The following is a 26,567-nucleotide window of genomic DNA, read 5'->3' as shown; positions in this document are numbered from 1 at the left end:
ATTCTAATTTAGAACTTCATTGATAATCTTCTTATCAGTTAAATAAAAAGATTAGTTAATATGAAAAAACCAGCTTCGGCTGGTTTTTTGCGTTCTGGGAGAAAGATAATAATGATTATAAACATTAAAAGACAAAAGGTGCAGGCTGTCAGTTGAGGCGATTAAAGACGGCTTGCCCGCCGTGAACCCATCCATGGGGGCTTGAGGTTGGCATCCATGCCAACAACAGCAACCTTACTTTAATTGCCTCGCCTTTATTACATTTCGAGTAAATAAATCATCGTAGTTAAAACCACGAATAGGATTACTTTTGGGTCATTCTTCATCTTTACTTTTCGATATTTTCCCCGGCATTAAATTGGCGAGTAATTCAGTTGGCATTGGAAATAAAATGGTCGAGTTTTTCTCACTGGCGATCTCGGTTAACGTTTGCAGATAACGTAGTAGGATTGCATTTGGCTCTTCGGCTAGTTTCGCTGCGGCTTGTACCAATTTGTCGGAGGCTTCCATTTCCCCTGAAGCATGAATAACTTTTGCCCGTCGTGTTCTTTCAGCTTCCGCTTGACGTGCGATTGCTCTGATCATGGTTTCGTTTAAATCAACGTGCTTTATTTCGACGTTAGATACCTTGATCCCCCAGCCATCGGTGCGTGAATCTAAGATCTCTTGAATATCGACATTGAGCACCTCTCTGTTGGCCAGCATTTCATCCAACTCGTGTTGGCCTAATACCGAACGTAATGTGGTCTGTGCGAGTTGTGATGTCGCCTGCAGGAAGTTTTCGACATTGATAATGGCTTTTTGCGAATCAATGACTCGAAAATAAATTACCGCATTTACCCGCACCGAGACATTATCGCGACTGATGACATCCTGACTGGGTACATCCATTACCACGGTACGTAAATCGACGCGTACCATTTGCTGAATGATTGGTATCACGATGATCAGACCGGGCCCTTTTACTTTTTCAAAACGACCGAGAAAAAAGATCACCCCACGTTCGTACTCACGTAAGATCCGAAACATGCTGATGATTAACAGGAGTAATAAGAATATGATTGCTCCGGTAAATAACATGCCGCTACTGAGGATTGCTTGCATCATTAACCTCCAACTCTGTGATAGGCAATAGGATCAGGGTTAAGCCATCAATGCCATTGATTTCTACCACTTGTCCTGCGATCAATTGCTGTGGGCAATACGCCGCCCAACGCTCACCATTGATATTAATATAACCTTGGCCAATGAACCCTATATCTATGGTGGCTTCAGCGCCAATTAATGCTTCTTTACCACTGACCACTTTGTTTTTGCGTATATCCCATAAATAGCCAAATATAAAGATAAAGAACAGCAATGAGACGACGGCAAGGGCGGCGATAAGTTGTATGGATACTTGAAATTGCGGTAGATCAGTATCAAATAAAAATATGGAACCTAGGGTAAAAGCAATGAGACCGCCGAGCCCAAAAATGCCCACGCTCGGCGACATTGACTCTGCGATGAGCAATGCAATGCCCAGTAATAATAACGCCAGTCCGGCATAATCGAGCGGTAACAGCTGGAAGGCATATAGTGCAATGAACAAGGAGATCGACCCTGTTACACCGGCGATCCCAATTCCCGGGCTGTAGAATTCGAGTAAGATGCCGTATACCCCAATTAACATCAGTATATAAGCGATATTTGGGTCGGTGATAGTGCCGATAAAGTTGCTGCGCCAATTGGGTTTACGTAGTTCCAGTGGACTGTTGGTTAATGTCAGTAATCTTTGCTGTTGTTTGATGGTAACGAGTTGACCATCAAGTTTTTTTAATAGATGTTGTGGCGATTGTGCTAACAGATCAATGACGTTTTTATCTAATGCTTCAACGGCCGTGAGTGTTGCGGCCTCTGTCACCGCTAATTCTGCCCATTCGACATTACGGTTACGTAGTTGTGCTAAAGAACGGATATAGGCAACGGCATCATTAAGTACTTTCTTTTCCATGGCTGTTTTTTCAGCCTTTGGAGGTGAGCCTGATGGCTTGGGAGAGGGTTGTGGCTCGTCAGTATCAGGAGCAAATTCATCTGGCTGGGTATTGGGTTTGTTATCCGAGTTTGGTGTCGGTTGGTAAGGATTAGCTGGCTTCTTGTCACCAGAGGGTAATGGATTACCAATACTGACTGGGGTAGCGGCTCCTAAAGTGGTCGTCGTTGCCATCGCTGCGATATGACAGGCATAGAGAATATAGGTACCTGCACTGGCGGCTCTTGCTCCGGGAGGGTGAACCAAACAGGCAATCGGGATATCTGAGTTTAAGATAGCTTGGTTTATATCTCGTAAGCTGGAGACTAACCCCCCAGGGGTGTCGATAGTAATGATGATTAACGGAGCTGTTGAATTACTGTTGTTGTCCGTATCAGTACTGCTTTGCTGATTCGCACGGTTAATTTCGCTGGTAAGATAATGACTAACAGCAGGGCCGATAGCACCTTTGATGGTTAATACGGGCACAGCAATAGCGACGTTGTTGGTGACGGGCTCAGCAGGTTCAACAACGTTAGCATTTAACATACTGCTGTAAATCAATAGCATGCCTATCAGCAAATAATACATAGGTAACATCTCACAATCATGTTACCTATATTCTAGTTCATTAATACCGTGCCCGCGTCTTTGTGCATGGTAATTGTTCACGGTCTTTGTTCATGGTAATGGTTCATGGACATCATCGCGGACAGATTAATACCATGCTTGTGCTACGCGAGCTTGAATTGGCTGAGCAGTGTTTCTAATTCATCGCCTGCGGCCGATAAGTCAGTGGAAACTTGTGTGGTTTCATGACTTGATGCTAATAATTGGGTGACCACATCTCGAATGTTGATCATGTTACGGTTTATTTCATCGGTTACTGAACTTTGCTCTGTTGCGGCGGTGGCAATATGCGTTGTCATATCATTAATTACGTCAACAGCATCGGTGACGGCTGACAAACTACCGCTGATTTGGGTTGATGATTGCATCACGTGAACACTGGTTTCTTGGCTGGTGTTCATGGCGCTAACCGCTTGCGCGACAAATTGATGTAAGCCATCAAGCATCACTTTAATTTCTAATGTGCTGTCTTGTGTCCGACTTGCTAAACTACGCACCTCATCAGCAACGACGGCAAAACCACGGCCTTGCTCGCCAGCTCTTGCAGCTTCAATCGCGGCATTCAGTGCTAATAGGTTAGTTTGCTCGGCAATCGCGCCGATCACTTGTAATACATGGTCAATCTTTTGTGATTGCTCATGCAGTGAATTCATATGGCCACTGGCTTGCTCAACTTCATTAACGAGGTTGGTGATTGCGGTATTTGATGTAGCCACATTATCTTGTGCTAATAAAGAATCTTGGGCTGCTAATTGGGTTGCGTCAGCGACCTGGGTGACGTTTTCAGCGACATCATTAGCTGTGGCATTCATTTGTGTAACCGCGGTAACGACTTGGTCAGTCTCATTGTTATGAATCGTGAGTTGTTCGGTGGTCTTTTGGGTTTGCTGACTTAAGCTATTCGCAGAGTCAGTGACTTGATGGCTAACGTTAGCTACAGCACAGATAATACGCTGTAATTTAGACGTGAAACGATTAAATGCAGCGCCCAATTGAGCGATCTCGTCACTGCCTTTAATATCTAAGCGACGCGTTAAATCACCCTCTCCGTCAGCAATATCATTGAGCGTATGGAGCATCTCATTAATGGGATTCGCAACGCGTTTGGCGATCCATAACATCAGTAAACTGGTGAGAATAACCAGCACAATCGCACTGCTAATAACGGATTGTATTTGAGTATAAAGTTGTTGCCATGCTGACTCACTGAACGTCGCTAAATCTTTTTCAATATCATCAATATAAACACCGGTGCCGATAAACCAATCGGTACCAGCAATGGGGACAGAATAACTTAACTTGGGTTGTAACGTATCAGTACCAGGCTTGGGGTAAACATATTCAACAAAACCGCCACCTGACTGGCTGGCTTTGATTAGTGCTTGGATCAGCATTACGCCATTTTTGTCTTGCAGTTCGAAGCGATTTTGACCTTGATTTTTTTCGTTGCTCGCATCGGCAATATTGTAACCTTTGCTGTCGTAAATAAAGAAATATCCGAGGTTGTTATCGCCATAACGGGCACGTTTAAGGAGATGGCGAACATCGGCTAATATTTGATGTTGGGTTTTATTTTGAGCTACTGCGTTGGCGATTTCTCGCTGTACTATTTTCTGGGTTATTTTTACCACGTGACTGATTTGTGTCTGACGCTCTGAACGTAAAAGTGAATCATGGTCATCGATCATGCTTGTTACTGCGTTAGCTTGTAAATTAGTGATTATTGCCAATGCCATTAACAATGCAATGACCATGGGAACTATCGCAATCAGTAGTAATTTATTCTGCATTCTTAAATTATTCATGACCTAGCCTTACCGTTTATTAAAATAACAACATGTCTCATTAGGTCATTTTTTTACCTACATTTACATGTTTTTATACTTAAACTGTTAACTAGGTGTTTACTTATTGTTTGTTTTATATTTTTTTTATGTGTTTAAAATCATTACTAATTAGCAGCAGATTGTCATGTATATAACAGGGTGTAGTTTTTATGAGTGTCACTACTGGAGGGGCTTCTGGCTGTTTGCTTGTAAAATGTTTAATGAATTTATAGCCTTGTAGCTAGGATTGTTGCCATTCAAAATATAATACTTGTTAATGTTAATTTGCCGATACTTGGTTGCATGTTAAACAGTTGTGGGTATTATGTTTATCTGTTTGTTGAATATATAGCCTGATAATGTGCGTTATCAGAATTATGAATTTTAAGGAAGGGATGTAAATGGAAGCTTTAACAAATTTTATTTCTGCGGTAAATGGTGTGGTGTGGGGCGTACCTATGCTTGTCATGATCCTTGGGGTAGGGCTATACCTATCTTTGGGACTGAAATTGATGCCTATTTTAAAATTAGGTACTGGTTTTAAGCTACTTTGGGTCGGACGTTCTGCTGGTGCTAAAAGCGAAGGTGAAATCACCCCGTTTAATGCGTTAATGACATCACTTTCTGCCACGATCGGTACCGGTAATATTGCCGGTGTCGCAACGGCGATCTTCTTAGGTGGACCGGGTGCACTATTTTGGATGTGGTGCACTGCGTTAGTGGGCATGGCGACTAAGTTTGCTGAAGCTGTTTGTGCGGTTAAATACCGTGAAAAGGATGCTAATGGTAACTTCGTTGGTGGTCCGATGTACTACATCAAAAATGGTTTAGGCCGTAAGTGGGCTTGGTTAGGCACTGCGTTTGCTATCTTTGGTTCTATCGCTGGTTTTGGTATTGGTAACACAGTACAGTCAAATTCGGTATCTGCTGCATTATCGAGCAGCTTTGGTATACCACCATTGGCTTCAGGCCTGGTGATGATGGTATTAGTGGGTCTGGTCTTAATGGGCGGCGTAAAGCGTATTGCTGATGTCGCTGGTAAATTAGTCCCGTTAATGGCGATCTTCTATATCGGTGCTGGTTGTGTGGTTCTATTCATGAATGCGAGCGAGATCCCAGCTGCATTCGCCTTAATTTTTGAAAGTGCATTTACGCCAGTTGCTGCCGAAGGTGGTTTTGCTGGTGCTGCGGTTTGGGCTGCGATTCGTTTCGGTGTCGCTCGTGGTGTGTTCTCGAATGAAGCCGGTTTAGGTAGTGCGCCAATTGCACATGCTGCTGCACAGACTAACGATCCGGTACAACAAGGCCTTATCGCGATGTTAGGTACCTTTATTGATACCCTTATCGTTTGTACTATTACTGGTTTGGCGATTATTGTTACTGGTGCTTGGACATCGGGCGACACGGGCGCAGCATTAACGTCGGCTGCTTTCGCCAGCGCGTTGCCAGGTATGGGTAACTACATTGTTGCTATTGCCCTGTCGGTATTTGCGTTCACTACGATCCTTGGTTGGAGCTTCTACAGCGAAAAATGTGTGCAGTATCTATTTGGTGTGAAAGCGATTGTACCTTTCCGTATCTTGTGGATCATTGCCGTGCCTATCGGTGCGACAAGCTCCCTCAGCTTTGTGTGGTTACTTGCGGATACATTAAATGCGATGATGGCGCTGCCTAACTTGATCGCATTGGCGCTACTTAGCCCTGTGGTATTCAAGTTAACCAAAGAATACTTTGCCAAGCAAGGTGAGGCTGCTAAAGAATCGTAAGCAGTAACTTTCTCGTCTAGAGAGCCTCTGCTAATAAGTACGATTAAACCCCGGTTTGATTTTCTTTGGAAAATTGGCCCGGGGTTTTATTTTATCCAGCCACAACCAATATTATTCATTGCCTGCCACTCTATCTTTCGCTACTGTGTTTTCATCGTTCACCATTTTATAAAAATACCAATGAGCAGGGAAAGACATTAATATGAGTTCAGATAAATTAGCTACACAACTTGTCTCGGCAGGACGCGATAAAAAATTCTCACACGGTGCAGTGAACCCCGTTGTTCAACGTGCATCATCAATTGTATTTGACTCAGTTAAAGCGAAAAAAGCGGCAACAGCAAAACGTGCTGACGGTGAACTATTTTACGGTCGTCGTGGCACTCAAACTCATTTCTCTCTGCAGCAAGCGATGACCGAGCTTGAAGGTGGCGAAGGTTGTGCGCTTTATCCTTGTGGCGCAGCTGCAGTGACCAATTCGATCTTGTCATTTGTAAGCGCGGGTGAGCATATTCTCATGACCGGTGCGGCCTATGAACCAACGCAAGATTTTTGTAATGTCATGTTAGCTAAAATGAACGTAGCGACGACCTATTATGATCCTATGCTAGGCGAGGGCATTGCAGCGTTAATGCAACCGAATACCAGCGTGGTATTTTTAGAATCCCCAAGTTCGATCACGATGGAAATACAAGACATTCCGGCGATTGTAAAAGCGGTGCGCGCGGTAAATCCTGACGTGATCATCATGATCGATAATACCTGGGCGGCAGGGGTATTATTCAAAGCCCTTGAACATGATATTGATATCTCAATTCAAGCTGGTACTAAATACATCATTGGCCATTCTGATTACATGTTAGGTACTGCGGTGGCTAATGAACGCTGCTGGGCACAACTCCGTGAACAGTCGTATTTAATGGGGCAAATGGTTGATGCTGATACTGCGTACATGGCGAGCCGTGGTTTACGTACTATGGGTATACGTTTAAAGCAGCATGAAGCGGCAAGTATTCAAGTGGCTAACTGGTTAAGCACCCGTGCAGAAGTCGAGCGTGTTAATCACCCTGCATTACCAAGTTGTAAAGGCCATGAATTCTATAAACGTGACTTTAACGGTTGTAACGGTTTATTCTCGTTTATCTTAAAAGACAAATTAAGCAATGAACAACTGGCTAACTATTTAGATAACTTTGCCCATTTCAGTATGGCGTATTCATGGGGCGGTTATGAGTCATTAATCTTGACGAACCAAGCTTCAGAACTAAACCGTATTCGTCCAGCAGGTGATGTTGATTTCACCGGTACCTTGGTACGTTTACATATCGGTTTGGAAGACGTTGAAGATCTGATCGCTGATTTAGACGCTGGTTTTGCTCGATTAAAATAACCAATACTGGTAAATATCCGGCTGTAAACGTCATTATCACTTGTGGTTAATGGCGTTATATTCAAGTTACTCGCGATGTTAATTCTTCTTCTTATTATTATTATTACTTAGCGAGTTGCTGCAATACTTTGGTCAATTTCACTAATCCATTCTGGTCCGGTATACCAAACCGTAACGCATTCTGTTCATCACACAAGCGTACATAAACCCCTTGTTGACACAATAATGCATATACTTCTGGCGCGTTGTCTAACGGTATGGTTTTAAATAACGCAGAGCCTGCGACAGGACAAGCAAACGTAGTCATCAACAATAGCTCTAGTGTGGCCGATAAAGCCATGAGACTTAATAATTGCTGCTGTTGCCATTGCGTATCCATTAACGCGATTTCGGTAATATATTGCGCAGGTCCATTGACTTCCCACGGACTGGATAATTGTGCTAATGCTTGTAACCACTGCGGATGCGCACTTAAAAAACCCAGACGGATCCCCGCTAAACCAAAAAATTTACCCACAGAACGCAATACCAATAGGTGCGGATTATCTGTGTGCGCAATAATAGATTGACTGGGCTCGACGACATCCATAAAAGCCTCGTCAAGGATCAACCATCCTTTTAGCGTTTGAATGTTATCCAGTAATGCCAGTAACATATTACGGCTGAAAAGTTCGCCCGTCGGGTTATTGGGGTTGATCACCACGACAATACAGTGTGCTGTTAATTGCGCGCTAGTCGGTAGTTGAGTGTATTGCTGGATGGTAAAACCTTGTTCACGCCAGGCTCTTTCATGTTCTTTATAACCGACTAGCGGTAACCATACTGTGCTAGTACCTGTGCTTTGTTCTGATATGAGTTGTTCTGATATGAGTTGCTCAGCTACGTGCTGTTTAAATATCGTTGGCAGTTGTTTGATCACAGCTTGGCTGCCGCTGGTGGCGACAATATTAGTCGTACCGTAATAGCGTTTCGCAGCATTAAGCAGTGACGGACTTGGTTGTGGTAGTTGTTGCCAAACAGGCGTTGGAATGGTCGGTATCGGATAGCTGGATGGACTGATACCAGTGGATAGATCTAACCAGTCAGCAATGGGTCTCGCATATTGCAGTGCAACTTGTTGCAGTTGCCCTCCGTGCACTAATGTCATCTAAAATTCCTTGTTTGCTCTTTTTAGGCTAGTGTTTATTGAGTCAGTGTTTACTTGAATAAGCGCTTATTCAATATTTGAATCTAAGTTTAAATAAAACCGGTTATACCGCGGCAATCAAACTAACCAAGAAACAGCTGATGATAAAAATAATGGCAGCATTACGGACTAAATTTAAGCTGGGAACAATATCTGTAGTAGTAACTTGCGGACCTTGACCTAGGGTGACTGATTCAACAACTTTGCCATCATAAATACCTTGCCCACCCAATGATACATTCAATACGGTTGCACCTGTTGCCATTGCCCAACCACCATTTAAACTTTTATATTGTCGACCTTGGCACCAGCCGTTGCGCAGTGCGTTGAATATGCTGGTATGGCGACACCATAAGGCCTGACTTGCATACAGTAAACTCGATATTTTTGCGGTTGGCCAGCCGAGTAAATCGTCCATCCGGGCTGCGCACCAGCCAAAATATAAAAACTGTGGATTCTTATAACCCCACATCGCATCTAGGGTATTCACCAAGCGATGTAAGATCACGAAGGGCGCACCGCCAATCGCAAACCAGACTAAAGAAGCAATGACCGCATCATGGCCATTTTCTAATACCGACTCTGTAGTCGCCCGCGCAATTTCTTGTTCGCTCAGATTGCTGGTATCTCGGCTTACTATGTAAGAACAAAAATGCCGTGCTTGTTGCATATCACCATTGAGTAAGGGTACTGCTATCTGTTTAGCATGTTTAACCAGACTATTATAACCAATAGCAGAATAGACAATGACAGCGTCGAGGCACCAGAATAACAGTGTATCTTGATGCAATAGATAATATCCCAAGGGCAGGGGAAGGGTCAGCAAAGACCAGCCTAAAATGCCGAAGAGTCGAGTCCGCCAAGGTTTGTCATTACCTTTGTTATTACTTTTGTTATTACTCTTTTTATTTAATATGCGCTCTAGTTTTTGGGTTAAATTACCAAAGCCGACTAACGGGTGATAACGACGTGGCTCACCCAGTAATATATCAAGTATAAATGCAGCGATAAGGATCAGGCTGCCGGTCATATAATCATTCATGCTTGCAGGGTACCGCTAATAGCAAAAGACTGCTTAAGATGATCAAACGCGGTGGTGGCTACACTGCAATTCGCATATAACGGCAATTCATCATTGGCAGAGGCTTGATTAACCTGCGCTAAGAAACAGCGTAAAATATCACCGTGGGTCATGACTAAAATGGTTTGTTGTGGATAGGCTTCGGCAATTTCAATCAATGCACTTTTGAAACGCAGGGCACAAGCTTCGCCCGTTTCACCATTTGGCGGTGCATTTGCGGTCACTTGCAAAAATATATTATTGTAATCGGAATGTGTGCTGACCTCAGAAATGAGTAAACCTTGCCAGTCACCAAAGTGTCGTTCGATGAGTGCTGGATGTTGCTGTAGTGGCAGACTAAGCGTTTGATTAATTATATTGGCGGTCATCTCTGCCCGTGGCAGTGGCGAACTGATAATACGATCTATGGCTGGTGTTGCTAGTTGCTGGGCGAGTTGCTGGGCTTGCAATAGGCCTGCTTCGGTCAGTGGACTATCTAACTGACCTTGGAGTTTTTGTTGCTTATTCCACAGGGTTTCACCATGACGGGCGAGAAAAAATAACGTTTTCATGATTAATAGGTTACATATTGCGAGATATAAGAAGTCATAATTTTATCATGATAGTGAAACGCTGAACAATCGTTAGGTTTGGGTTTGGAGTTTTGAATTGCATGCTATTTAAATTTAAGTTTTAAAATTTGAATTTTACTTTCCAGTTGGTGTTTAATGCTTTAAAAGTTGATTATCTTGTTGATAGTGGATGAGTTTATATCGTTAGCCAACGTGGCGACTGGCTTGCTTGTTAGCGACTATAATAGTATTATTTTGCCGCTATAAAGGATGATATAAGTGTCGTATTTACGATCAGGTTGATCATGGTAGTAAAGTACTTTTGAGCCCTTTTTAAACATTATCTACATTAGATCTTTATTCATCATCAGCACAATGACGTGCCTAGGGTTTTTTATGCCAACATCAGTGACGACAAATCAAGTAATAAATTCTACTCAAACAACGCCTTTAACACGCTCTGAATCATTACAGCATGCTGCTATATTTGCATTTGGTGCGTTAATCATTTTTGCTGTTGGCTTTGCACCGATGCAAATAGTACATAACGCTGCGCACGATACGCGTCATTCAATTTCATTCCCTTGTCATTAATTATTCAGTGTTGCTATTGAAGGTTGTTATTGATTATTTAGTGATGAATTTATTGGAGTTTGTTTGATGTTTTTTCGTCGTATTATGTTTAGTGCCGTGATGATCGGTATGCTTACGGGCCTATTATTGAGTGCAATCCAAGTCATTGGTGTTACTCCGATCCTGTTAGATGCCGAAGTATATGAAGTGGCTGGTGAGCCAGCACAAATAATGCATGGACATATGGATGTCGGATCACATCACAGTGATGAAGCGTGGGGACCCGAAGATGGTGTTGAGCGTGTTGGTTATACTGTGTTGGCGAATGTATTAGCTGCCATTGGTTTTGCTTGTATGTTGTTAGTTGTCATGAGTCAGTTTGAATCTCGTGGTTTGGTTAAACTGACTAAGTTGCAAGGTATACTCTGGGGATTAGCGGGGTACTTTATCTTTTTTGTGGTGCCTGGTGTCGGCTTACCACCTGAGGTACCGGGTTCTTCTGCTGATTTACTTGAGCATCGTCAATCTTGGTGGCTGTTGGCCGTTTGCGGCGCAGCGATTAGTTTAGTTACGTTTGTATTCGCCCCTGTTAAATTTAAATTATTAGGTTTACTTAGTCTGGCATTGCCCTTCGTTGTGGGTGCGCCGCACATTGATGGACCACTGTTTTCGAATCCGGATGCCCATGCTGTCATGGCGCTGACTGAATTACATCAGCAGTTTATTGTGGCGACGACTGTCAGTAATTTTATTTTTTGGATAGCCCTCGGGATGTCTTGTGCGTGGATGCTGAAAAGTTCGTTGCACGCTAGATTATAATAAATAATAAATAATAAATAATAAATAATAAAAGAGAAAGGTTAAATATTGCTGATGTCCCGAGTTAAATTTCCATTTACGGCCGTATCGGGTCAGTCACTGTTTAAGACAGCACTGATCCTGGCGGCGATTAATCCTGGTATTGGCGGGGTATTGGTGAATGGCCCACGCGGTACGGCTAAATCTACGTTAGCCCGCGGTTTTGCAGACATATTACCGAATGAATTACAAAGCTTTGTTACCTTACCGCTCTCTGCGACAGAAGAGATGTTAGTGGGTACATTGGATTTACAATTGGTATTGAGCGAGCAAAAAGTTAATTTCAAACCGGGTATTCTGGCCAAGGCTCATCAGGGTATTGTGTATGTTGATGAAGTTAATTTATTGGCAGACTCACTGGTGGATCTATTATTAGATGTATCGGCCAGTGGCATCAATTATATTGAGCGTGACGGGATCAGCCATCAACACGAATCCCGCTTTATATTATTAGGTACAATGAACCCTGAAGAAGGCGAGTTACGCGCCCAGCTATTAGACCGATTCGGCTTATCTGTTGAGTTATCAGCGCAATACAGCATTAACGAACGGGTTGAAATTGTCTGTTTACGTGAAGCGTTCGATCAAAACCCTAACGCGTTTATAGCGAAATACGCAGACCAACAGCAGCAGTTACAACAAGATATAACCAACGCTCAGGCCTTACTTGGGCAAGTGAGTTGTTCGCTGGCATTACGTCAGTTTATTGCCCAACGTTGCCATGATGCGAATGTTGACGGTTTACGTGCTGATATCGTTTGGTTTAAAACCGCGCTTGCCCATGCAGCTTGGCAAGGTCATGCGGAAGTGACGAAAGTGGATATCCTCGCGGTTGAAGAATTGGTATTAAACCATCGCCGTAATGCGGGACAATCTCCATCACAATATCCACAATCACCACCGCCAGCAGAAAATAATCAACACCAGCCGCCACCCTCGACATCAGCATTTTCTCGGCCAGAGTCGACATACCCACAAGCGTCACAATTTTCGCCGCCATCGACTTTGCCTGAACCAGCTGGTTCAAATACGCAGCAGCAAAGCGACAGTAGCGAATGGGGCAGTATGCCTGCGGTTTCTCAGCCAATGACCAATATTCTGGCTGTAGAGCTACCGATTAAACAACAAGACGCTAAAAAAAAACTAACCGATAAACTTGCCTTAGCATCAAAAAATAATAATGGTGCGGTGTTAGGTGGGCAAAAAGCTAGCCAGAACACCACCGCTTCTCTCGATTGGTTTGCTACTTTGGTTGCGTCATTAGGGCGTTGGCCTCCAGCGGGTTTACGCTTTAAAAAAGCCAAGATAGGCCAGCCAATATTACATGTTATTTTATTGGACACCTCGGGCTCGACATTAAAAAAGCGACAATTATCGCGTGCCAAAGCGGCCATCATGCATATTGCTGAGCAGGCTTATAAACAACGTGAGTTGTTGTGTATTTTTGGTTTTGGTAACGATGCGATTGAAGCTGTTATGCCAAAGCAAAAAGCACCAAAATATATTCAGCATCTGCTTGATAGTATTACCGCTGGCGGTGGCACCCCAATTCGGGAAATGTTAACGCAAGTACGTGCCTATCAAGCTAACAGCCAAAAACAACAAGACGGGTTAGCGTTTCGCAATTATTTACTGACTGATGGGCGTATTAACCAAGATGTGGATGATCTTAAATTAACGGGTCATACCGTGTTGATAGATACTGAAGACAGTGCCATTAAACGTGGCCGTGGAGCTGAAATTGCCCTGCAGCTCGATTGTGAATATTTAGTACTACCGACTTAAATTTAGCTTAAATAAATAGCTGTATTTCCTAACATCACCATTTGTTGTAAGAGTTGTAATCAATGACCAGAGTTCTTTGTCCTGCACTAATATTAGCGGCACCTTCGTCTAGCCAAGGTAAAACCACGATCACTGCCGCATTGGCCTCCATGTTGACCAAGCAAGGCAAACTGGTTCGCGTATTTAAGGTGGGTCCTGATTATCTCGATCCACAAATACTACGGCAGGCATCTGGGCAACCTGTTGAACCGTTAGATTTATGGATGGGCGGCCCTGAGTATTGCCAGCAAAAAATGTATGAAGCGGCGCTGGTGGCCGATATTATTTTAATCGAAGGGGCGATGGGGATTTTTGATGGTGATCCATCAAGTGCCGATCTTGCTGCGCATTTTGGTATTCCGATTGCGATTGTGATGGATGTAAAAGGCATGGCACAAACTGCGGCTGCAATCGCAGTCGGTTTAGCTAATTTCCGCGATGATTTTGATGTTGCCGGACTGATTGCCAATAATTGTGGCAGTGAACGCCATGCGCAATTGATCCGTGATGCCCTGCCTGCAAGTTTGCCGTTACTGGCTACATTAAAGCGTACCGATACGATCACGTTACCCGAGCGACACCTTGGCTTGGTGCAAGCGGAAGAGATCCAGGTAGAATTGAAACAAAAATTAGCAGCGGGTATCGACTGGATTGAAGCATCGGACTTAAAGCATATTCTTGATGTGGTAAAACCGGTTGAGTTTCATCCTGTTGCGAAGGATAAATTATTACCAATAGCGTCAGAACTGGCTGGAAAGATCATTGCGATCGCTAAAGATACCGCGTTTAGTTTTATCTATGATGCTAATTTACGCTTGCTAACCGATCTGGGCGCGAGTTATGTATTTTTCTCACCTATGTATGATGAAGTGATGCCAGAAGCGGATGCGTTGTGGTTACCGGGCGGTTATCCAGAACTGCATGTCGATAAATTGACAAGTAACTTATCTATGTTGCAATCGATTCGTGACTTTGCCCAAACCGATAGCGCTATTTTGGCTGAATGTGGTGGATTCTTGTATTGCCTTGAGTCGTTGGCTGACTTGCAAGATAACTCATTTACCATGTTGGGATTACTGCAAGGTAAAGGTCAAATGCGTGAGCGTGGTGGCTGTCAAGGCATGCAAACAGCACCGTTACCGGAAGGCGATATTCGTGGTCACTCTCATCACCGATCATTAAGTTTTGATACACCTGAGCCGATTGCTATCGGCCGTCGTCCTAAACATCCGGCACCGGGTGAAGCTATTTATCGCGTCGGCAATATCACCGCCAGTTACTTACATTTATTTTTTCCATCCAATCCACAGGCTATCGCAGCACTTTTTAAGGAATTATAGACTTATGTTAATTGAACAGTTACCGATTATTTTATTGGGTTTTACCCTAGGTATGATGCATGCGCTGGATGCGGATCATGTGATGGCGGTTTCCAGTCTGAGTAATCAGAAACCAAGCCTACGCCGAACAGTATTGTTCAGTGCTAACTGGGCGATTGGTCATGGCAGTGTGTTGGTCATCAGTGGCTTGTTGTTATTTGGTCTTGGTATTGCACTGCCTGAAGCATTAATTCATGTTGCCGAGATGAGTGTTGGCGTACTGCTTATCGTGTTAGGACTGTATTCATTTTGGCAGTTTAGACAACAAAAAGTAGTGATAACTAAGCATCGTCATGGCGATGTCGAACACAGTCATTGGCACCATGATGAACATGGTAAAGATGTAGAGCAAACCGCGACCAAAGACGGTCATTTACCGGTAATGGTTGGTGTTTTACATGGTCTAGCCGGGAGTGCTCCGGCACTGGCGTTGATCCCTGCTATCGGACAAACCGAGTTATCTGTAGTGATTGGCTATCTGTTGATGTTTTCGATTGGCGTGATGTTATCTATGATGGCGTTTGGCTTGGGTCTTGGCTCACTGCAAGGTTTATTAAAACAGCGCTATGATATGCTATTTTATTGGAGCCGTCGTGTGATCGCGTTAGCTTCAACCTTGTTAGGCTGTTTCTGGCTGTACCAAGCGGTTTAATTTTATGTGGCCAGAGAGTGATGAAACCAGTAAAAAACTAAGAACCGGTTTAACAACAGGTTGTTGTGCAACTGCCTGTTGTGTGGCTGCTGCGCATCATTTATTTAGTCAAACCACAACTGATACGGTCAACGTGACGTTACCCAAAGGTAAGGTTGTTGACCTGAGCATTATTCAATACCATTTTTTGTCACCTCTGAGCACACGTGCTGATGTGACCAAAGATGCGGGTGATGATCCCGACGTGACGCACGGTGCGACAATATTTGTAGAGTTAACGCTAACGCCGCAATCAGGCATTGTGTTTAAAGCTGCTAAAGGTGTTGGCATCGTTACTCGTGAAGGACTTGCTCTGGCTGTGGGTGAACCGGCAATTAATCCGGTGCCACGCCAAATGATGACTGAACACTTGCAATTTATGGCGGCTGAACACGATTATAAAGGTGGCTTTGAAGTCGCGGTAGGTGTTGAAAATGGCGAACAGATTGCATTGAAAACCATGAATGGCCGTTTGGGTATTGTTGGTGGTTTATCTATTTTAGGTGTGTCAGGGATTGTTCGCCCTTTTTCCTGTTCTGCGTATATAGCCTCGATTTTTCAAGGTCTGGATGTGGCCACGACCAATGGTCATACCCACATTGCCGCCTCCACAGGCAATCGCAGTGAGGATGCAATTAAAGCCTATTATCAGCTGCCCGATATCGCGCTAATTGAGATGGGCGACTTTGTTGGGGCGGTAATAAAACACCTTAAAAAAGTGCCGGTGAGCAAACTGAGTCTTTGTGGTGGTTTTGGCAAAATAAGTAAACTAGCCATGGGTAAATGGAATCTGCACAGTAAGGTTTCTGCTATTGATCTACCTTTTTTAGCGGAGCTCGCCCAGCAACAAGGTGCAAGTCCTGAATTAATGACCTTGATGGTCAATTCGAATACCTCGATTGAAGCGTTAAACCATTGTTATACGCATAAAATTGATTTGGCGACTGCTGTGTGTCAGGCTGCATTTACACAGGTGCGCAGTAAAATACCGGCACATACAGAATTAGAAATATGGGTTATTAACCGACAGGGAGATTTGATTGGCTTTGCTGATCATAACTAAGTCAGAATGAAATTATTATTACTCGGTGGCACTGCCGATGGCCGAAAACTGGCAACAAAATTACACGCCAGTCATATTCCCTTGATTTATAGCGTCGCGGGACTGGTACGTGTGCCGAATGTCGGATGTGAAATAGTCAGCGGTGGTTTTAGCCAGTTTGGCGGATTAGCGCAGTATATTAATACGCAAAACATCACCGCAATTTTAGATGTGACCCACCCTTATGCGCAACAGATGAGTAGCACTGCTGCGCAAGTTGCCAAAGATTGTGGCTTACCTTATTGGCGTTTTCATCGCCTGCAATGGCAGCAAGGACGCGATGATAATTGGCAAACATTCACTAGCTGGCCACAATTATTAACCTTGTTACAAGCACAAGCCAGCGTTGAATCAGAACAGGCTAGCCAGCTCTGTCCTTTCTTCACTGTCGGGCAACTAGAGCCGCAATTACTCCGTTTAATAGCGGATTCCTCATTGCTGTTATTACCGCAATTAGTGCGTACTGCAGTCAAACCCAAAACTGCATTATTACCAGCCATGCAGTGGCTAAAAGCAATCGGGCCATTTGCGGTTGACGACGAAATGTCCTTATTTAAGCATTACGGTATCAATGCGCTGATCACGAAAAACAGTGGTGGTGATTCGACTATTGCGAAGTTAACTGCAGCGCGGATATTAGGAATACCGGTATTTATGCAAACACGGCCAAGCTTACCGCCAGCGGATGTTGAATTTACCAGTCGAGACGAATGTCATGCGTTTGTTTGTCAGCGATTTTTAACCTTTTAACTTATTAGCCTTTTAACAGATTAATTGGTTTAACCAATTAACAAGAATAGTAGCAGTATTATATGGATTATAATTACGAAGTTAGACCACAGAAAATTGAGCAAGAAAGCTTTCGCCAAATACGCCAATTAACTGCATTAGACCATTTGAGTAAAGAGCAGCAACAAGTGGTGATGCGCATTGTGCACAGTGTTGGTATACCAGAGGTAAGCGAGCAAGTTCATTTTAGCCGTAATGCTTGCGCAAGTGGTATCGACGCTATCAATGCACAAGCGCCTATTCTATGTGATGTAGAAATGGTGCGCCACGGTATTACCAAACGCATGATCTCGCAACCGCCACTTTGTTATCTTAACGATCCGCGCGTGCCTCCTCTCGCTAAACAAAGAGGTGAAACCCGTACCATGGCGGCGTTAGAATTTTGGCAGCAAGATCTGGCCAACAGTATCGTCCTCATCGGCAATGCTCCAACCGCATTGTTTCGGTTATTAGAAATGATCGCCAATGGCGCACCAAAACCAGCATTGATTATTGGTATGCCAGTGGGCTTTGTTGGTGCCGCAGAGTCAAAACAAGCATTGTGGGATGTCCATGAGAAATTGGGGATCGAATGTATCACCTTGCTTGGTCGTCAGGGCGGTAGTGCTGTGACTTCTGCGACTTTAAATGCCTTGTTACGTTGCGTAAATGGCGAATGGTATTAGATTATGCAAGATAGCGATAAGGACCTTAATAAGAAAGGTCGCCGAACCTGTATTGATGTGATTGGCTTAGGTGTTGCAGAACACGCATTGTTAACACCTGCTGCGCAGAAAGCCATACAGCAAGCTGAGGTGATAATTGGTTCTGACCGTCAGCTCGCCGTTATTAGCCAATTGTTGACGGGTAATATTGACGAGCATCAGGCTCAAGCGAAACCTGAAGCAAAGCAAGTGATCTTGCCGCCATTATCTCAACTGCTTGCGTTATTAGCGACGCATCAGCAACTGCGTGTGGTGATATTAGCCTCGGGCGATCCGTTACATTATGGTATTGGTCGTTGGTTGCTGACTAAATTTGGCAAAGATAATTTACAGTTTCATGCGGGTATTTCGAGTATTCAAGCGGCTTGTCATGCATTAGGTTTGGCACTGCAAGATGTTGAAGTATTAAGTTTGCATGGCCGACCTCTAGCTAAAATTCGACCCCGTCTTAAAACCAAGCAGACCTTAGTGATACTGACCGATAAACACAGTCAGCCTCAGCATTTAGCCCAAGAATGTATTAATGCCGGATTTGATCAATCGATTATTTGGGTGTGTGAATTGTTGGGTTATGCCCAGCAGCGTATTCGCGCATTTACTGCTACGCAATTAATGGCAGCATCAGCATTAAGCTTTGACCCATTACATGTATCTGTGGTTGAACCACTTGGTACTGGCGGCATATTGCCAAACTTTCCGGGCATTGAAGACCAACACTTTGTCACTGACCGTGAAGCGGGTAAAGGCATGATAACCAAACGTGAAGTGCGTCTGCAGATCTTGTCACTGATGCAGCCAGCTAAAGGCGATGTAATCTGGGACATTGGTGCGGGCTGCGGTGGGGTTGCGGTTGAGTTGGCCTATTGGCAGCAAGACGCAAAAGTATATGCCATTGAACATCATCCTGCCCGGTTAAGTTGTTTAGCCGCAAATCAACAGCGCTTTGGTGTGGTGGCGAACTTAGCGATTATTGCGGGCCGTGCGCCTGCTGAATTAGCGACATTACCAGTCGCGAATAAAGTATTTATTGGTGGCAGTGATGGCGAGTTAGCGTCGGTGCTAGCTCTAAGTTGGCAGCAATTACCTGCTGGTGGGGTATTAGTTGCCAGTGCGGTAACGGAAACCACTAAGTACCAATTACAGCATTTTGCCCAGTCGTTGTCCGATCAACAAACGGAAACCTTGCAAGTAGCGATTAGCAAAGGCACTAAATTAGCGGGTCAGTTAATGTATAAACCGAACCTGCCGGTGACCTTATTTAAATTTAGCAAATATGAAGAAGTCGATAATGAAAAATAACCAGTCCGGTAAATTAATTGGTGTTGGCGTTGGTCCAGGTGATCCTGAGCTGATGACATTAAAAGCATTTCGTTTGTTACAGCAAGTGGACGTGATCTGTTATTTAACCAATGACGATAATGTCTCGCAGGCTAAAATTATCGCCAGTGACGCGATTGCCGCCAGAAAGTCACCTGCCATAGAGATCGGCATTGTGATGCCAATGAGTAAAGACCGTACCTTCGCTAATCAAGCTTATGATGATGGTGCGGCGCGTGTGCAGCAACAATTAGCGCTAGGCAAGGATGTGGTTTTTATCTGTGAAGGTGATCCGTTATTCTTTGGTTCATTCAGTTATTTGTTAGAACGCTTACAAGATAAGTTTGTCTGTGAAGTGGTACCGGGTATTTCGTCGATTAATGCCGCGGCATCCGCATTGGTGAGCCCTCTCACGGCATTAACAGATTCTTTTGCTGTGGTGAGTGGTCGGCATAGTGATGAATTCTTACGCCAAACCTTAACCGAACACAACAGTGTGGTGATCATGAAGGCGGGTCAATCTCGTCCGCGTATTTTAACTGCGTTAGCGGTAACAGGGCGCACCCAAGATGCCAGTTATTTAGAATATATCAGCCGTGAACAACAGATTATCGAGAAAGACGTGACTAAGCTGGCGCATGAAGCCGGGCCGTATTTTTCTTTATTTGTGGTTCGTCATAACGCAACAACGAGGTAAACCATGATCCGTATTGTGGCGTTAACGGAAGCGGGCGAAAAGCTAGCGAAACAAATCCAGCAACTACTGCCTGAGCAAAGCGATATCTGGTTTAAACCAAAACCGTTCACGGCACAGGTGCAGCAGGCATTTCAAGCCGGAGAACGGCTGATTTTGATCTGTGCGACGGGTATTGCGGTGCGGACATTAGCGCCCGTATTAAGGCATAAAAATACTGATCCCGCGGTATTGGTATTAGATGAAGCAGGGCAGTTTGTGATCCCGTTATTATCCGGTCATGAAGGTGGCGCTAATGACTGGGCTGATAATATTGCCAGTTTGATTGAGGCGCAATTAGTGATGACCACCGCTAATCCTTATTTGGCTCCGGTGTACAGTGTTGGTATGGGCTGTGAGCGACATTGTCCAGTAGATAAGTTACATGAATTATTAATGACTTGTTTAGCGCAAGCAAATTTAACCTTAGCGCAAATCAGTCATATTAACAGCATTGATATTAAAGCTGATGAACTCGGTTTAATTGCATTAGCAAAACAGATTGATAAACCTTTTGTTACTTGGGATAAATACCAGTTACGAGAAATGGAAGACTTATTAAGTACTAAATCAGATTATGTATACAGTGTTGTTGGAGTATATGGGGTCGCTGAATCGGCGGCCTTGTTTGATGTACAGCAGATCACCCAACAACAAGGTGAATTAATTTTAACCAAGCAAAAATCAGCGGTAGCTACCTGCGCAATAGCCAGAGCATATCCAAGCAAAAATAGCGCAGTAACAAAGGTGATGAAATGAGTAAATTATTTTTAATTGGTACCGGACCAGGTGATAAAGACCTGGTTGCACCAAAGGCGATAGCTGCCATTAAAGCCAGTACCGATTTAGTGGCTTATGGCTTGTATCTGGATTTATTAGGTGAGATTTGTGATGGTAAAATCCATCATGATTTGCCACTCGGACAAGAAATTGATCGTGCTCGTTTAGCATTGAGTTTAACCGCCAGTGGTAAAGATACGGCGTTAGTATCAAGTGGTGATATCGGTATTTATGCGATGGCTACCTTGGTATTTGAATTATTAGATCGCCAGTTGCAAGGGTTAGAAGATCACCCTGAGTGGTTAGATGTGGATATTGAAGTGGTACCCGGTATTTCGGCAATGCAAGCCGGTGCCAGTCGTGTTGGCGCTATGTTAGGTCATGATTTTTGTACTATCTCGTTATCGGATTTATTAACCCCTTGGGAAACCATCGAGAAACGTATCCATAGCTGTGGTACTGGGGATTTTGTGGTGTCGTTTTATAACCCAAGATCGAAAAAACGTGATTGGCAGATTAATACCGCGCGAGATATTTTACTGCAATATCGCCCTGCCAATACGCCAGTATTATTAGGACGTCAACTTACTCGTGAAGATGAAAGTATTACCCTGACCACATTAGATAAACTACATTCTGATGATGTTGATATGTTCACTATGGTGACGGTGGGTAATAGTCAGTCTCGTCATATCATCAACGGCCAAAAAGAATGGATTTATACACCGCGAGGATATAATAAAAAATTATGACAGTTTATTTCATCGGTGCAGGACCGGGTGATCCCGAGTTGATCACGGTCAAAGGGCAGAAACTAATTAATAACTGCCCAGTTATTTTATATGCAGGTTCATTGGTGCCCCGGGCATTATTTGCGGATGTGGAAGAGACTGCTGAGCAGATCATTGATACCGCGCCTATCGCCTTGGATGAGATCATTGAACATATCCGGGTGGCGGATGCCGCAGGTAAAGACGTTGCTCGCGTGCATTCTGGTGATCCTTCTTTATACGGCGCGATTGGCGAACAGATCCGCCGCTTAGAGCAATTGGATATCGATTATCTAGTGATCCCCGGGGTGACTGCAACAGCTGCATCGGCAGCGTGGTTACGTAAAGAGTTAACTTTATCTGGGGTATCACAAACTATTATTTTTACCCGTTATGAAGGCAAAACCCCATTCCCTGAGCGTGAGCGTTTACCTGCATTAGCAGCCAGTGGCGCGACTCTCGCGATCCATTTAGGCGTGACTAAGATAGCAAAAATTGTTGATGAACTGCTCCCGTTCTATGGTGAAGATTGCCCTGTGGCCGTTTGCTACCGTACTTCATGGCCAGATCAAGACAAAGTCACTGGTACGTTAAAAGACATTGTCGAAAAGGTCAGAGCGAAGAAGTTTACCCTGACGTCACTTATTTTAGTGGGTCATGTACTCGGCACTGAGAAGTTTGATGATTCGTATTTATACGATAAAGACCAGCCACATATTTACCGTCCGCCAGTGAAATAATAGCGCTATTTTTTACTGTACTTAGACCAGTTAAGTGAGTCTTAATTGGTTTAAGTACAGTGGATTTAAGTACAGTGGATTTATCTAAAATTATTAATATTCACCCCTCAGAAAACGTTATATTTAACCGATCATACAAGGGTTTTAAGAGATAATTCATGAGACTACGTTCACCTGTTTTCACAAAAATCTGTACCGGCATGCCGGGCTCTATTTTGAGACCAGTTAATTGCTGTTTTGCATCATCGTTGAGTTTCGCTTCTAATTGATAAAAATACTCGCCCGTATACTGGTCACGTAAACTGTCTGCCGCTATTTTAGTTAATATTCCAGATACTTTGGGGGTGGTTGACTGACTAAATGCCACAAAACTCAAATCCACAGGTGCATTAATAAAAACTTTATCCCGCAGTGAAATAGGCAGTTGTGCTTGTATGACGAGTGGTGAGTCGACTGGTACAATTTCCATCAATATATCCCCGGCATTCACAACTTTACCTGCCCGAAACACTTTTAAACCGACGATAGTACCTGCAATCGGGGCTCGTAATGTGGTGTTTTTCAATTGTAACTGTAGTTGATTTCGCTGTTCCTTGATAACTTCAGCTGCCAAGCTAACGTCCGCAAGTTCTTCATTTATTTTCAGTTGCTTATGGGTTTTAAATTGTTCACGGTTTGCTTGTGCTCGGGCAATATTATGAATAACCGTATTTACTTGGCCTTGTAAATTGGCGGTTTCACTCTCTACTTTTGCTAAAGTGCGCTCGGCTTCCCATTTTATTGATTCAGAGGCATAGCCTTTTTTAAGTAATAACTGATAACTTTCAAACTGTTTATTCAGAACCGCGCTTTCTTTTTTACGACTTTCAAGGCTTAAAAATAATCCTTCTTTAGTGGCTGTTAAACTATTAACTTCTTGCTGAAGGGCATCGATAGAATTCTTGTAATTGGCTTGATTACTTAATAACAGCGTTTGTTGCAGAGTCATAATCTCTTGGCTAACTTGAGACTCACTTGCCAGTTGTTGTAACTCTTTTGACCACACAATATCACTTGTCATTTGTTTTTCTGATTGCAGTCTTAACCGTACTGCATTTTTGGTTATATACTGAACCAGATTCGCATTTAGCTTTGAGCGTAATGGTGCATCGTCCAACTGAATTAATAGTTGCCCCTGCTGTACGAACTGGCCTTCCTGAACCGGCAGTGCTGTTACACGACCAACATTCAGAGATTGAATCTCTTGTCTGTCACCAGATACGACCACAAATGCAGGCAGAGGTACACCTTGATCTAAAGGTGCAAGTGTTGCCCAGATAATAAAACCTAAAAATCCAAACAATACAATATACCAGCCAGATATTAGCCATTTTGTTATCACATCAGTTACTGCATTTGAACTATCCATTAGCTTGTTCCTTAGGTAGCGTATGTTTAAAGCTAATACTTATATTCGATGCTGAAGGATAACTGGTTGATAATGACCTTGTTGTTTTCTTGAATGAAGGGTTATCACCAAAGAAGGTCTGCATTCCCTGTTTCAGGGCTAGAGATTTATTGGCAATTGATATTAGGTCTGTATCATGGCTTATCAATATGATCGTAACCTGTTGTTTAGACCATGACTGTAGTATCTGCTTTAATTCTGCAAGCGCCTGCTTATCTAAACTGGTATCTGGTTCATCTAATATGATGATTTTAGGTTGTAAATAACATGCTCTTGCGAGCGCTATTTTTTGTTTTTGACCTCCGGATAGACCGCGGCCATTTTCACCTAATATTGTTTCGTAACCCTGAGGCAGAGACATAATCAGTTCGTGAGCTCTAGCCTCTTGGGCAGCCTTAATTACTGCCTCATCGTTATCATCGGCCATCCGGGAAATATTTGCTCGGATTGATCCGGAGAACAGTTCAGAATCCTGTGACACATAACCAAGATATTGACTTAGTTCTTGTTGATCCCAGTGTTTAATTTCTGATTTGTCGAGATAGATCTTCCCCTGTGCGGCTGGCCAGATATTCAATAGCACTCTGGCAAGCGTTGACTTTCCTGAACCCGAATCACCGCTGACAGCTAAAATATCGCCTGGCTGTAATGCAAAACTAATCCCGCGCAGTGTCGCGACATTAACGCCCGGTGGTGCTGAAACTAATCCAGATACTGTCAGTGCTCCAGTTGGTGCTGGTAAGGCTATTTTAGTTTTTTTAAGCTCGGTACCTGAGAGTAGGTCGTTTAGCCTAGCATAAGCATGACGAGCCGATATCCACTGTTTCCATGCCATAATTAATTGATCTACAGGTGCTAATACTCGACCGAGTAGGATTGATGCTGCAATCATCATCCCGGCAGTAATCTGTCCTTCAATAACCAGCCAGGCGCCTAGACCGAGTACGCCCGACTGCACTATCATACGTAGGCTTTTAGACATATGTGTGAATGCGGTGGTGCGCTTAGAACCGCCGACAAATGATTCGATAAAACTTTCTTGAAAACCAAGCCAGCGAGCTTGTAGGTTTTTTCTGATGCCTAACGCATGTGCACTTTCAACATGTTGTAGTTGAGTTTGAAATTGGTAATTTGCAGCCATTCCAACCAACATTGCCTTTTCCATATAATTTGCGGCAAGTTTTTCATTTAGATAGGCAAATAGTACCAATATTGCTGCACTGCATAATGCAAAATGTCCGAGTAAAGGATGGAAGGAATATAGTACAATGAGGTAGATTGGAAACCAAGGTAGATCAAAAAATGCCGCTGGGGCCTGTCCGGTAATAAACTGGCGTAACGTACTTAAATCATCCAGTGCATTAACTTGAGCCTGGCTACTGCCAGTCAATTTTTGTTGAAAAACCGCACTGTAAACTCGTGGTGCTGTTTCTTTATCTAATCCGCTACCCAAATAAAGTAATACAATTTGTCTGATATATTCCAATCCACCGATCAAGAATATCAGTGAAATCATTAATATCGTGAGCATCCATAAAGTAAAGGTATTACCCGAAGATAGCACTCGGTCATAGATTTGCAGCATATAAATAGACGGTACTAGCATAAGAATATTTGTCACTGCAGTAAAGCAGGCGATATGCGCTAATATTCGCTTTGAGCGTGTCAGATATATTTTTAAAAAACCGTGTTGATTCATAATATCTCAGATAATAAAAGCCAGCTAAACTAGCTGGCTTTGTCATTATAAATTAAGCGGCAAGTTCCATCATATCAGCTGCTTCTGCAGCAGCGGCATAACTCACAGTACCTGCAGTTGTAATTGCGCCATTAAGATCAACGCCTGCATCACTCATTACCGTTGCTAGTGCCGATGTATCACCATGCATTAACCCCCAAACGATATTATGCACGTCGTTGTTACCGGTAGTTCGCGCAATAACATTTCCGGCATCGTCTCTTCCATCATTGATAAATTCAGATAAGCCATTAATACCCAGCATAGAGCTGTCTGTGCTCCATTCTGGGCCAGATTTGTCTAATCCAACGCCAAGATCCAGACTGTCTAACTCTCCATATAGGGTATGGCTAGGGTTAGAGAAAAAGCTATAGGTTATGCTGTCACCATCCGCAGCAGAAGCGACAAAGGCATTATCTGAACCTGATTTGTTGGTTTCTAATCCAAATTGAGAACCCGAAAAAGTACCGCCATTAAATGAACCAAATAATGCAAACGGGCTAAAAGACATGGTTCCTGAAAGTGAACCAAAATAATCATTCAAAGTATTATTGTTAATACCATCATTATTGAAATCGGTGTTAACAAAAGTGTCAGTAAAAGTTAAGTTAAGTGACATGTGTTATTCCTTCCTTGTATTTTCCACCCTGAGACATTCAGGATGGTTTTCGTCGTTCTAAA

24 protein-coding genes are annotated in these 26,567 nt (G+C 43.4%); 15 read left to right on the top strand and 9 right to left on the bottom strand.

Annotated features, from left to right (window positions below):
* Nucleotides 1–315: 315 nt before the first annotated feature.
* The 3 genes from HRT96_RS20275 to HRT96_RS20265 form a co-directional block, all read right to left on the bottom strand.
* Nucleotides 316–1,104 (bottom strand): slipin family protein, encoded by a 789-nt coding sequence (locus HRT96_RS20275; protein ID WP_293160224.1) that lies wholly within the window; start codon nucleotides 1,102–1,104, stop codon nucleotides 316–318.
* A complete protein-coding gene (locus HRT96_RS20270; protein ID WP_293160220.1) occupies nucleotides 1,085–2,560 on the bottom strand; it encodes a nodulation protein NfeD in 1,476 nt (491 codons plus the stop codon). Before HRT96_RS20270 ends, HRT96_RS20275 begins: the two co-directional genes overlap by 20 nt.
* Nucleotides 2,561–2,745: 185 nt before the next feature.
* Nucleotides 2,746–4,446, bottom strand: coding sequence for a methyl-accepting chemotaxis protein (locus HRT96_RS20265; protein ID WP_293160218.1), 1,701 nt, complete (start codon nucleotides 4,444–4,446; stop codon nucleotides 2,746–2,748).
* A 422-nt stretch (nucleotides 4,447–4,868) separates the two neighbouring features.
* Here HRT96_RS20265 and HRT96_RS20260 point away from each other — a divergent pair, with 422 nt between their 5' ends.
* Together HRT96_RS20260 and metC are read left to right on the top strand one after the other, a co-directional pair.
* Nucleotides 4,869–6,233, top strand: a complete 1,365-nt coding sequence (locus tag HRT96_RS20260) for a sodium:alanine symporter family protein (RefSeq protein WP_293160216.1) — start codon at nucleotides 4,869–4,871, stop codon at nucleotides 6,231–6,233.
* Between the two features lie 202 nt (nucleotides 6,234–6,435).
* Entirely contained in the window at nucleotides 6,436–7,623 is a 1,188-nt protein-coding gene (metC, locus tag HRT96_RS20255) for a cystathionine beta-lyase (protein WP_293160213.1), read from the top strand.
* 103 nt (nucleotides 7,624–7,726) lie between these two features.
* Here the strand turns inward: metC and HRT96_RS20250 are convergent, their stop codons facing one another.
* The 3 genes from HRT96_RS20250 to HRT96_RS20240 all read right to left on the bottom strand — a co-directional run bounded on the left by HRT96_RS20250 (nucleotide 7,727) and on the right by HRT96_RS20240 (nucleotide 10,441).
* Entirely contained in the window at nucleotides 7,727–8,770 is a 1,044-nt protein-coding gene (locus tag HRT96_RS20250; RefSeq protein ID WP_293160211.1) for a threonine-phosphate decarboxylase, read from the bottom strand.
* A gap of 103 nt (nucleotides 8,771–8,873) precedes the next feature.
* Nucleotides 8,874–9,851 carry an adenosylcobinamide-phosphate synthase CbiB gene (cbiB, locus tag HRT96_RS20245; RefSeq protein WP_293160209.1) on the bottom strand — a complete coding sequence of 326 codons (978 nt, stop codon included), beginning with the start codon at nucleotides 9,849–9,851 and terminating at the stop codon, nucleotides 8,874–8,876.
* Nucleotides 9,848–10,441 (bottom strand): histidine phosphatase family protein, encoded by a 594-nt coding sequence (locus HRT96_RS20240; RefSeq protein ID WP_293160207.1) that lies wholly within the window; start codon nucleotides 10,439–10,441, stop codon nucleotides 9,848–9,850. The genes cbiB and HRT96_RS20240 overlap by 4 nt, the downstream gene beginning before the upstream one ends.
* Before the next feature lie 396 nt (nucleotides 10,442–10,837).
* Here HRT96_RS20240 and HRT96_RS20235 point away from each other — a divergent pair, with 396 nt between their 5' ends.
* The 13 genes from HRT96_RS20235 to cobM all read left to right on the top strand — a co-directional run bounded on the left by HRT96_RS20235 (nucleotide 10,838) and on the right by cobM (nucleotide 22,701).
* The gene (locus HRT96_RS20235) at nucleotides 10,838–11,035 is read left to right on the top strand and encodes a CbtB domain-containing protein (protein WP_293130834.1); all 198 of its coding nucleotides are present in this window, start codon (nucleotides 10,838–10,840) and stop codon (nucleotides 11,033–11,035) included.
* A 66-nt stretch (nucleotides 11,036–11,101) separates the two neighbouring features.
* Nucleotides 11,102–11,833: a CbtA family protein gene (locus HRT96_RS20230; RefSeq protein WP_293160205.1), complete on the top strand. Its 732-nt coding sequence runs from the start codon at nucleotides 11,102–11,104 to the stop codon at nucleotides 11,831–11,833.
* A gap of 54 nt (nucleotides 11,834–11,887) precedes the next feature.
* Entirely contained in the window at nucleotides 11,888–13,657 is a 1,770-nt protein-coding gene (locus HRT96_RS20225; RefSeq protein WP_293160203.1) for an ATP-binding protein, read from the top strand.
* A 62-nt stretch (nucleotides 13,658–13,719) separates the two neighbouring features.
* Nucleotides 13,720–15,036, top strand: coding sequence for a cobyrinate a,c-diamide synthase (locus tag HRT96_RS20220; RefSeq protein WP_293160201.1), 1,317 nt, complete (start codon nucleotides 13,720–13,722; stop codon nucleotides 15,034–15,036).
* Nucleotides 15,037–15,040: 4 nt separating this feature from the next.
* Nucleotides 15,041–15,727: an urease accessory protein gene (locus HRT96_RS20215; RefSeq protein WP_293160199.1), complete on the top strand. Its 687-nt coding sequence runs from the start codon at nucleotides 15,041–15,043 to the stop codon at nucleotides 15,725–15,727.
* A gap of 4 nt (nucleotides 15,728–15,731) precedes the next feature.
* Nucleotides 15,732–16,829: a cobalt-precorrin-5B (C(1))-methyltransferase gene (locus HRT96_RS20210; RefSeq protein WP_293160197.1), complete on the top strand. Its 1,098-nt coding sequence runs from the start codon at nucleotides 15,732–15,734 to the stop codon at nucleotides 16,827–16,829.
* 6 nt (nucleotides 16,830–16,835) lie between these two features.
* Nucleotides 16,836–17,618 carry a precorrin-6A/cobalt-precorrin-6A reductase gene (locus HRT96_RS20205; RefSeq protein ID WP_293160194.1) on the top strand — a complete coding sequence of 261 codons (783 nt, stop codon included), beginning with the start codon at nucleotides 16,836–16,838 and terminating at the stop codon, nucleotides 17,616–17,618.
* A 62-nt stretch (nucleotides 17,619–17,680) separates the two neighbouring features.
* Nucleotides 17,681–18,322 (top strand): precorrin-8X methylmutase, encoded by a 642-nt coding sequence (locus HRT96_RS20200; protein WP_293160191.1) that lies wholly within the window; start codon nucleotides 17,681–17,683, stop codon nucleotides 18,320–18,322.
* Between the two features lie 3 nt (nucleotides 18,323–18,325).
* Nucleotides 18,326–19,660 (top strand): precorrin-6y C5,15-methyltransferase (decarboxylating) subunit CbiE, encoded by a 1,335-nt coding sequence (gene cbiE / locus HRT96_RS20195; protein ID WP_293160189.1) that lies wholly within the window; start codon nucleotides 18,326–18,328, stop codon nucleotides 19,658–19,660.
* Nucleotides 19,650–20,375, top strand: a complete 726-nt coding sequence (gene cobI, locus HRT96_RS20190; protein WP_293160187.1) for a precorrin-2 C(20)-methyltransferase — start codon at nucleotides 19,650–19,652, stop codon at nucleotides 20,373–20,375. The genes cbiE and cobI overlap by 11 nt, the downstream gene beginning before the upstream one ends.
* Before the next feature lie 3 nt (nucleotides 20,376–20,378).
* On the top strand, nucleotides 20,379–21,170 hold the full coding sequence (locus HRT96_RS20185) for a cobalamin biosynthesis protein (RefSeq protein ID WP_293160185.1): 792 nt from the start codon (nucleotides 20,379–20,381) through the stop codon (nucleotides 21,168–21,170).
* Nucleotides 21,167–21,943, top strand: coding sequence for a precorrin-3B C(17)-methyltransferase (cobJ, locus tag HRT96_RS20180; RefSeq protein WP_293160183.1), 777 nt, complete (start codon nucleotides 21,167–21,169; stop codon nucleotides 21,941–21,943). Before HRT96_RS20185 ends, cobJ begins: the two co-directional genes overlap by 4 nt.
* Nucleotides 21,940–22,701, top strand: a complete 762-nt coding sequence (gene cobM / locus HRT96_RS20175) for a precorrin-4 C(11)-methyltransferase (protein WP_293160180.1) — start codon at nucleotides 21,940–21,942, stop codon at nucleotides 22,699–22,701. The genes cobJ and cobM overlap by 4 nt, the downstream gene beginning before the upstream one ends.
* A 100-nt stretch (nucleotides 22,702–22,801) precedes the next feature.
* Here cobM and HRT96_RS20170 read toward each other — a convergent pair whose 3' ends face one another.
* The 3 genes from HRT96_RS20170 to HRT96_RS20160 are packed head-to-tail and all read right to left on the bottom strand — an operon-like array spanning nucleotide 22,802 to nucleotide 26,505.
* Entirely contained in the window at nucleotides 22,802–24,109 is a 1,308-nt protein-coding gene (locus HRT96_RS20170) for an HlyD family type I secretion periplasmic adaptor subunit (RefSeq protein WP_293160178.1), read from the bottom strand.
* A complete protein-coding gene (locus tag HRT96_RS20165; protein ID WP_293160176.1) occupies nucleotides 24,102–25,847 on the bottom strand; it encodes a type I secretion system permease/ATPase in 1,746 nt (581 codons plus the stop codon). The genes HRT96_RS20170 and HRT96_RS20165 overlap by 8 nt, the downstream gene beginning before the upstream one ends.
* Nucleotides 25,848–25,899: 52 nt before the next feature.
* Complete coding sequence (locus HRT96_RS20160; RefSeq protein ID WP_293160174.1) at nucleotides 25,900–26,505, bottom strand: heme acquisition protein HasA; 606 nt, start codon at nucleotides 26,503–26,505, stop codon at nucleotides 25,900–25,902.
* Nucleotides 26,506–26,567: the final 62 nt, after the last annotated feature.

Origin of the sequence: Moritella sp. (assembly GCF_013215705.1) — a bacterium.
Taxonomy (GTDB): domain Bacteria; phylum Pseudomonadota; class Gammaproteobacteria; order Enterobacterales; family Moritellaceae; genus Moritella.
The sequence above is the reverse complement of the archived record's forward strand: the minus strand, read 5'-3'. Positions and strand labels throughout refer to the sequence as shown.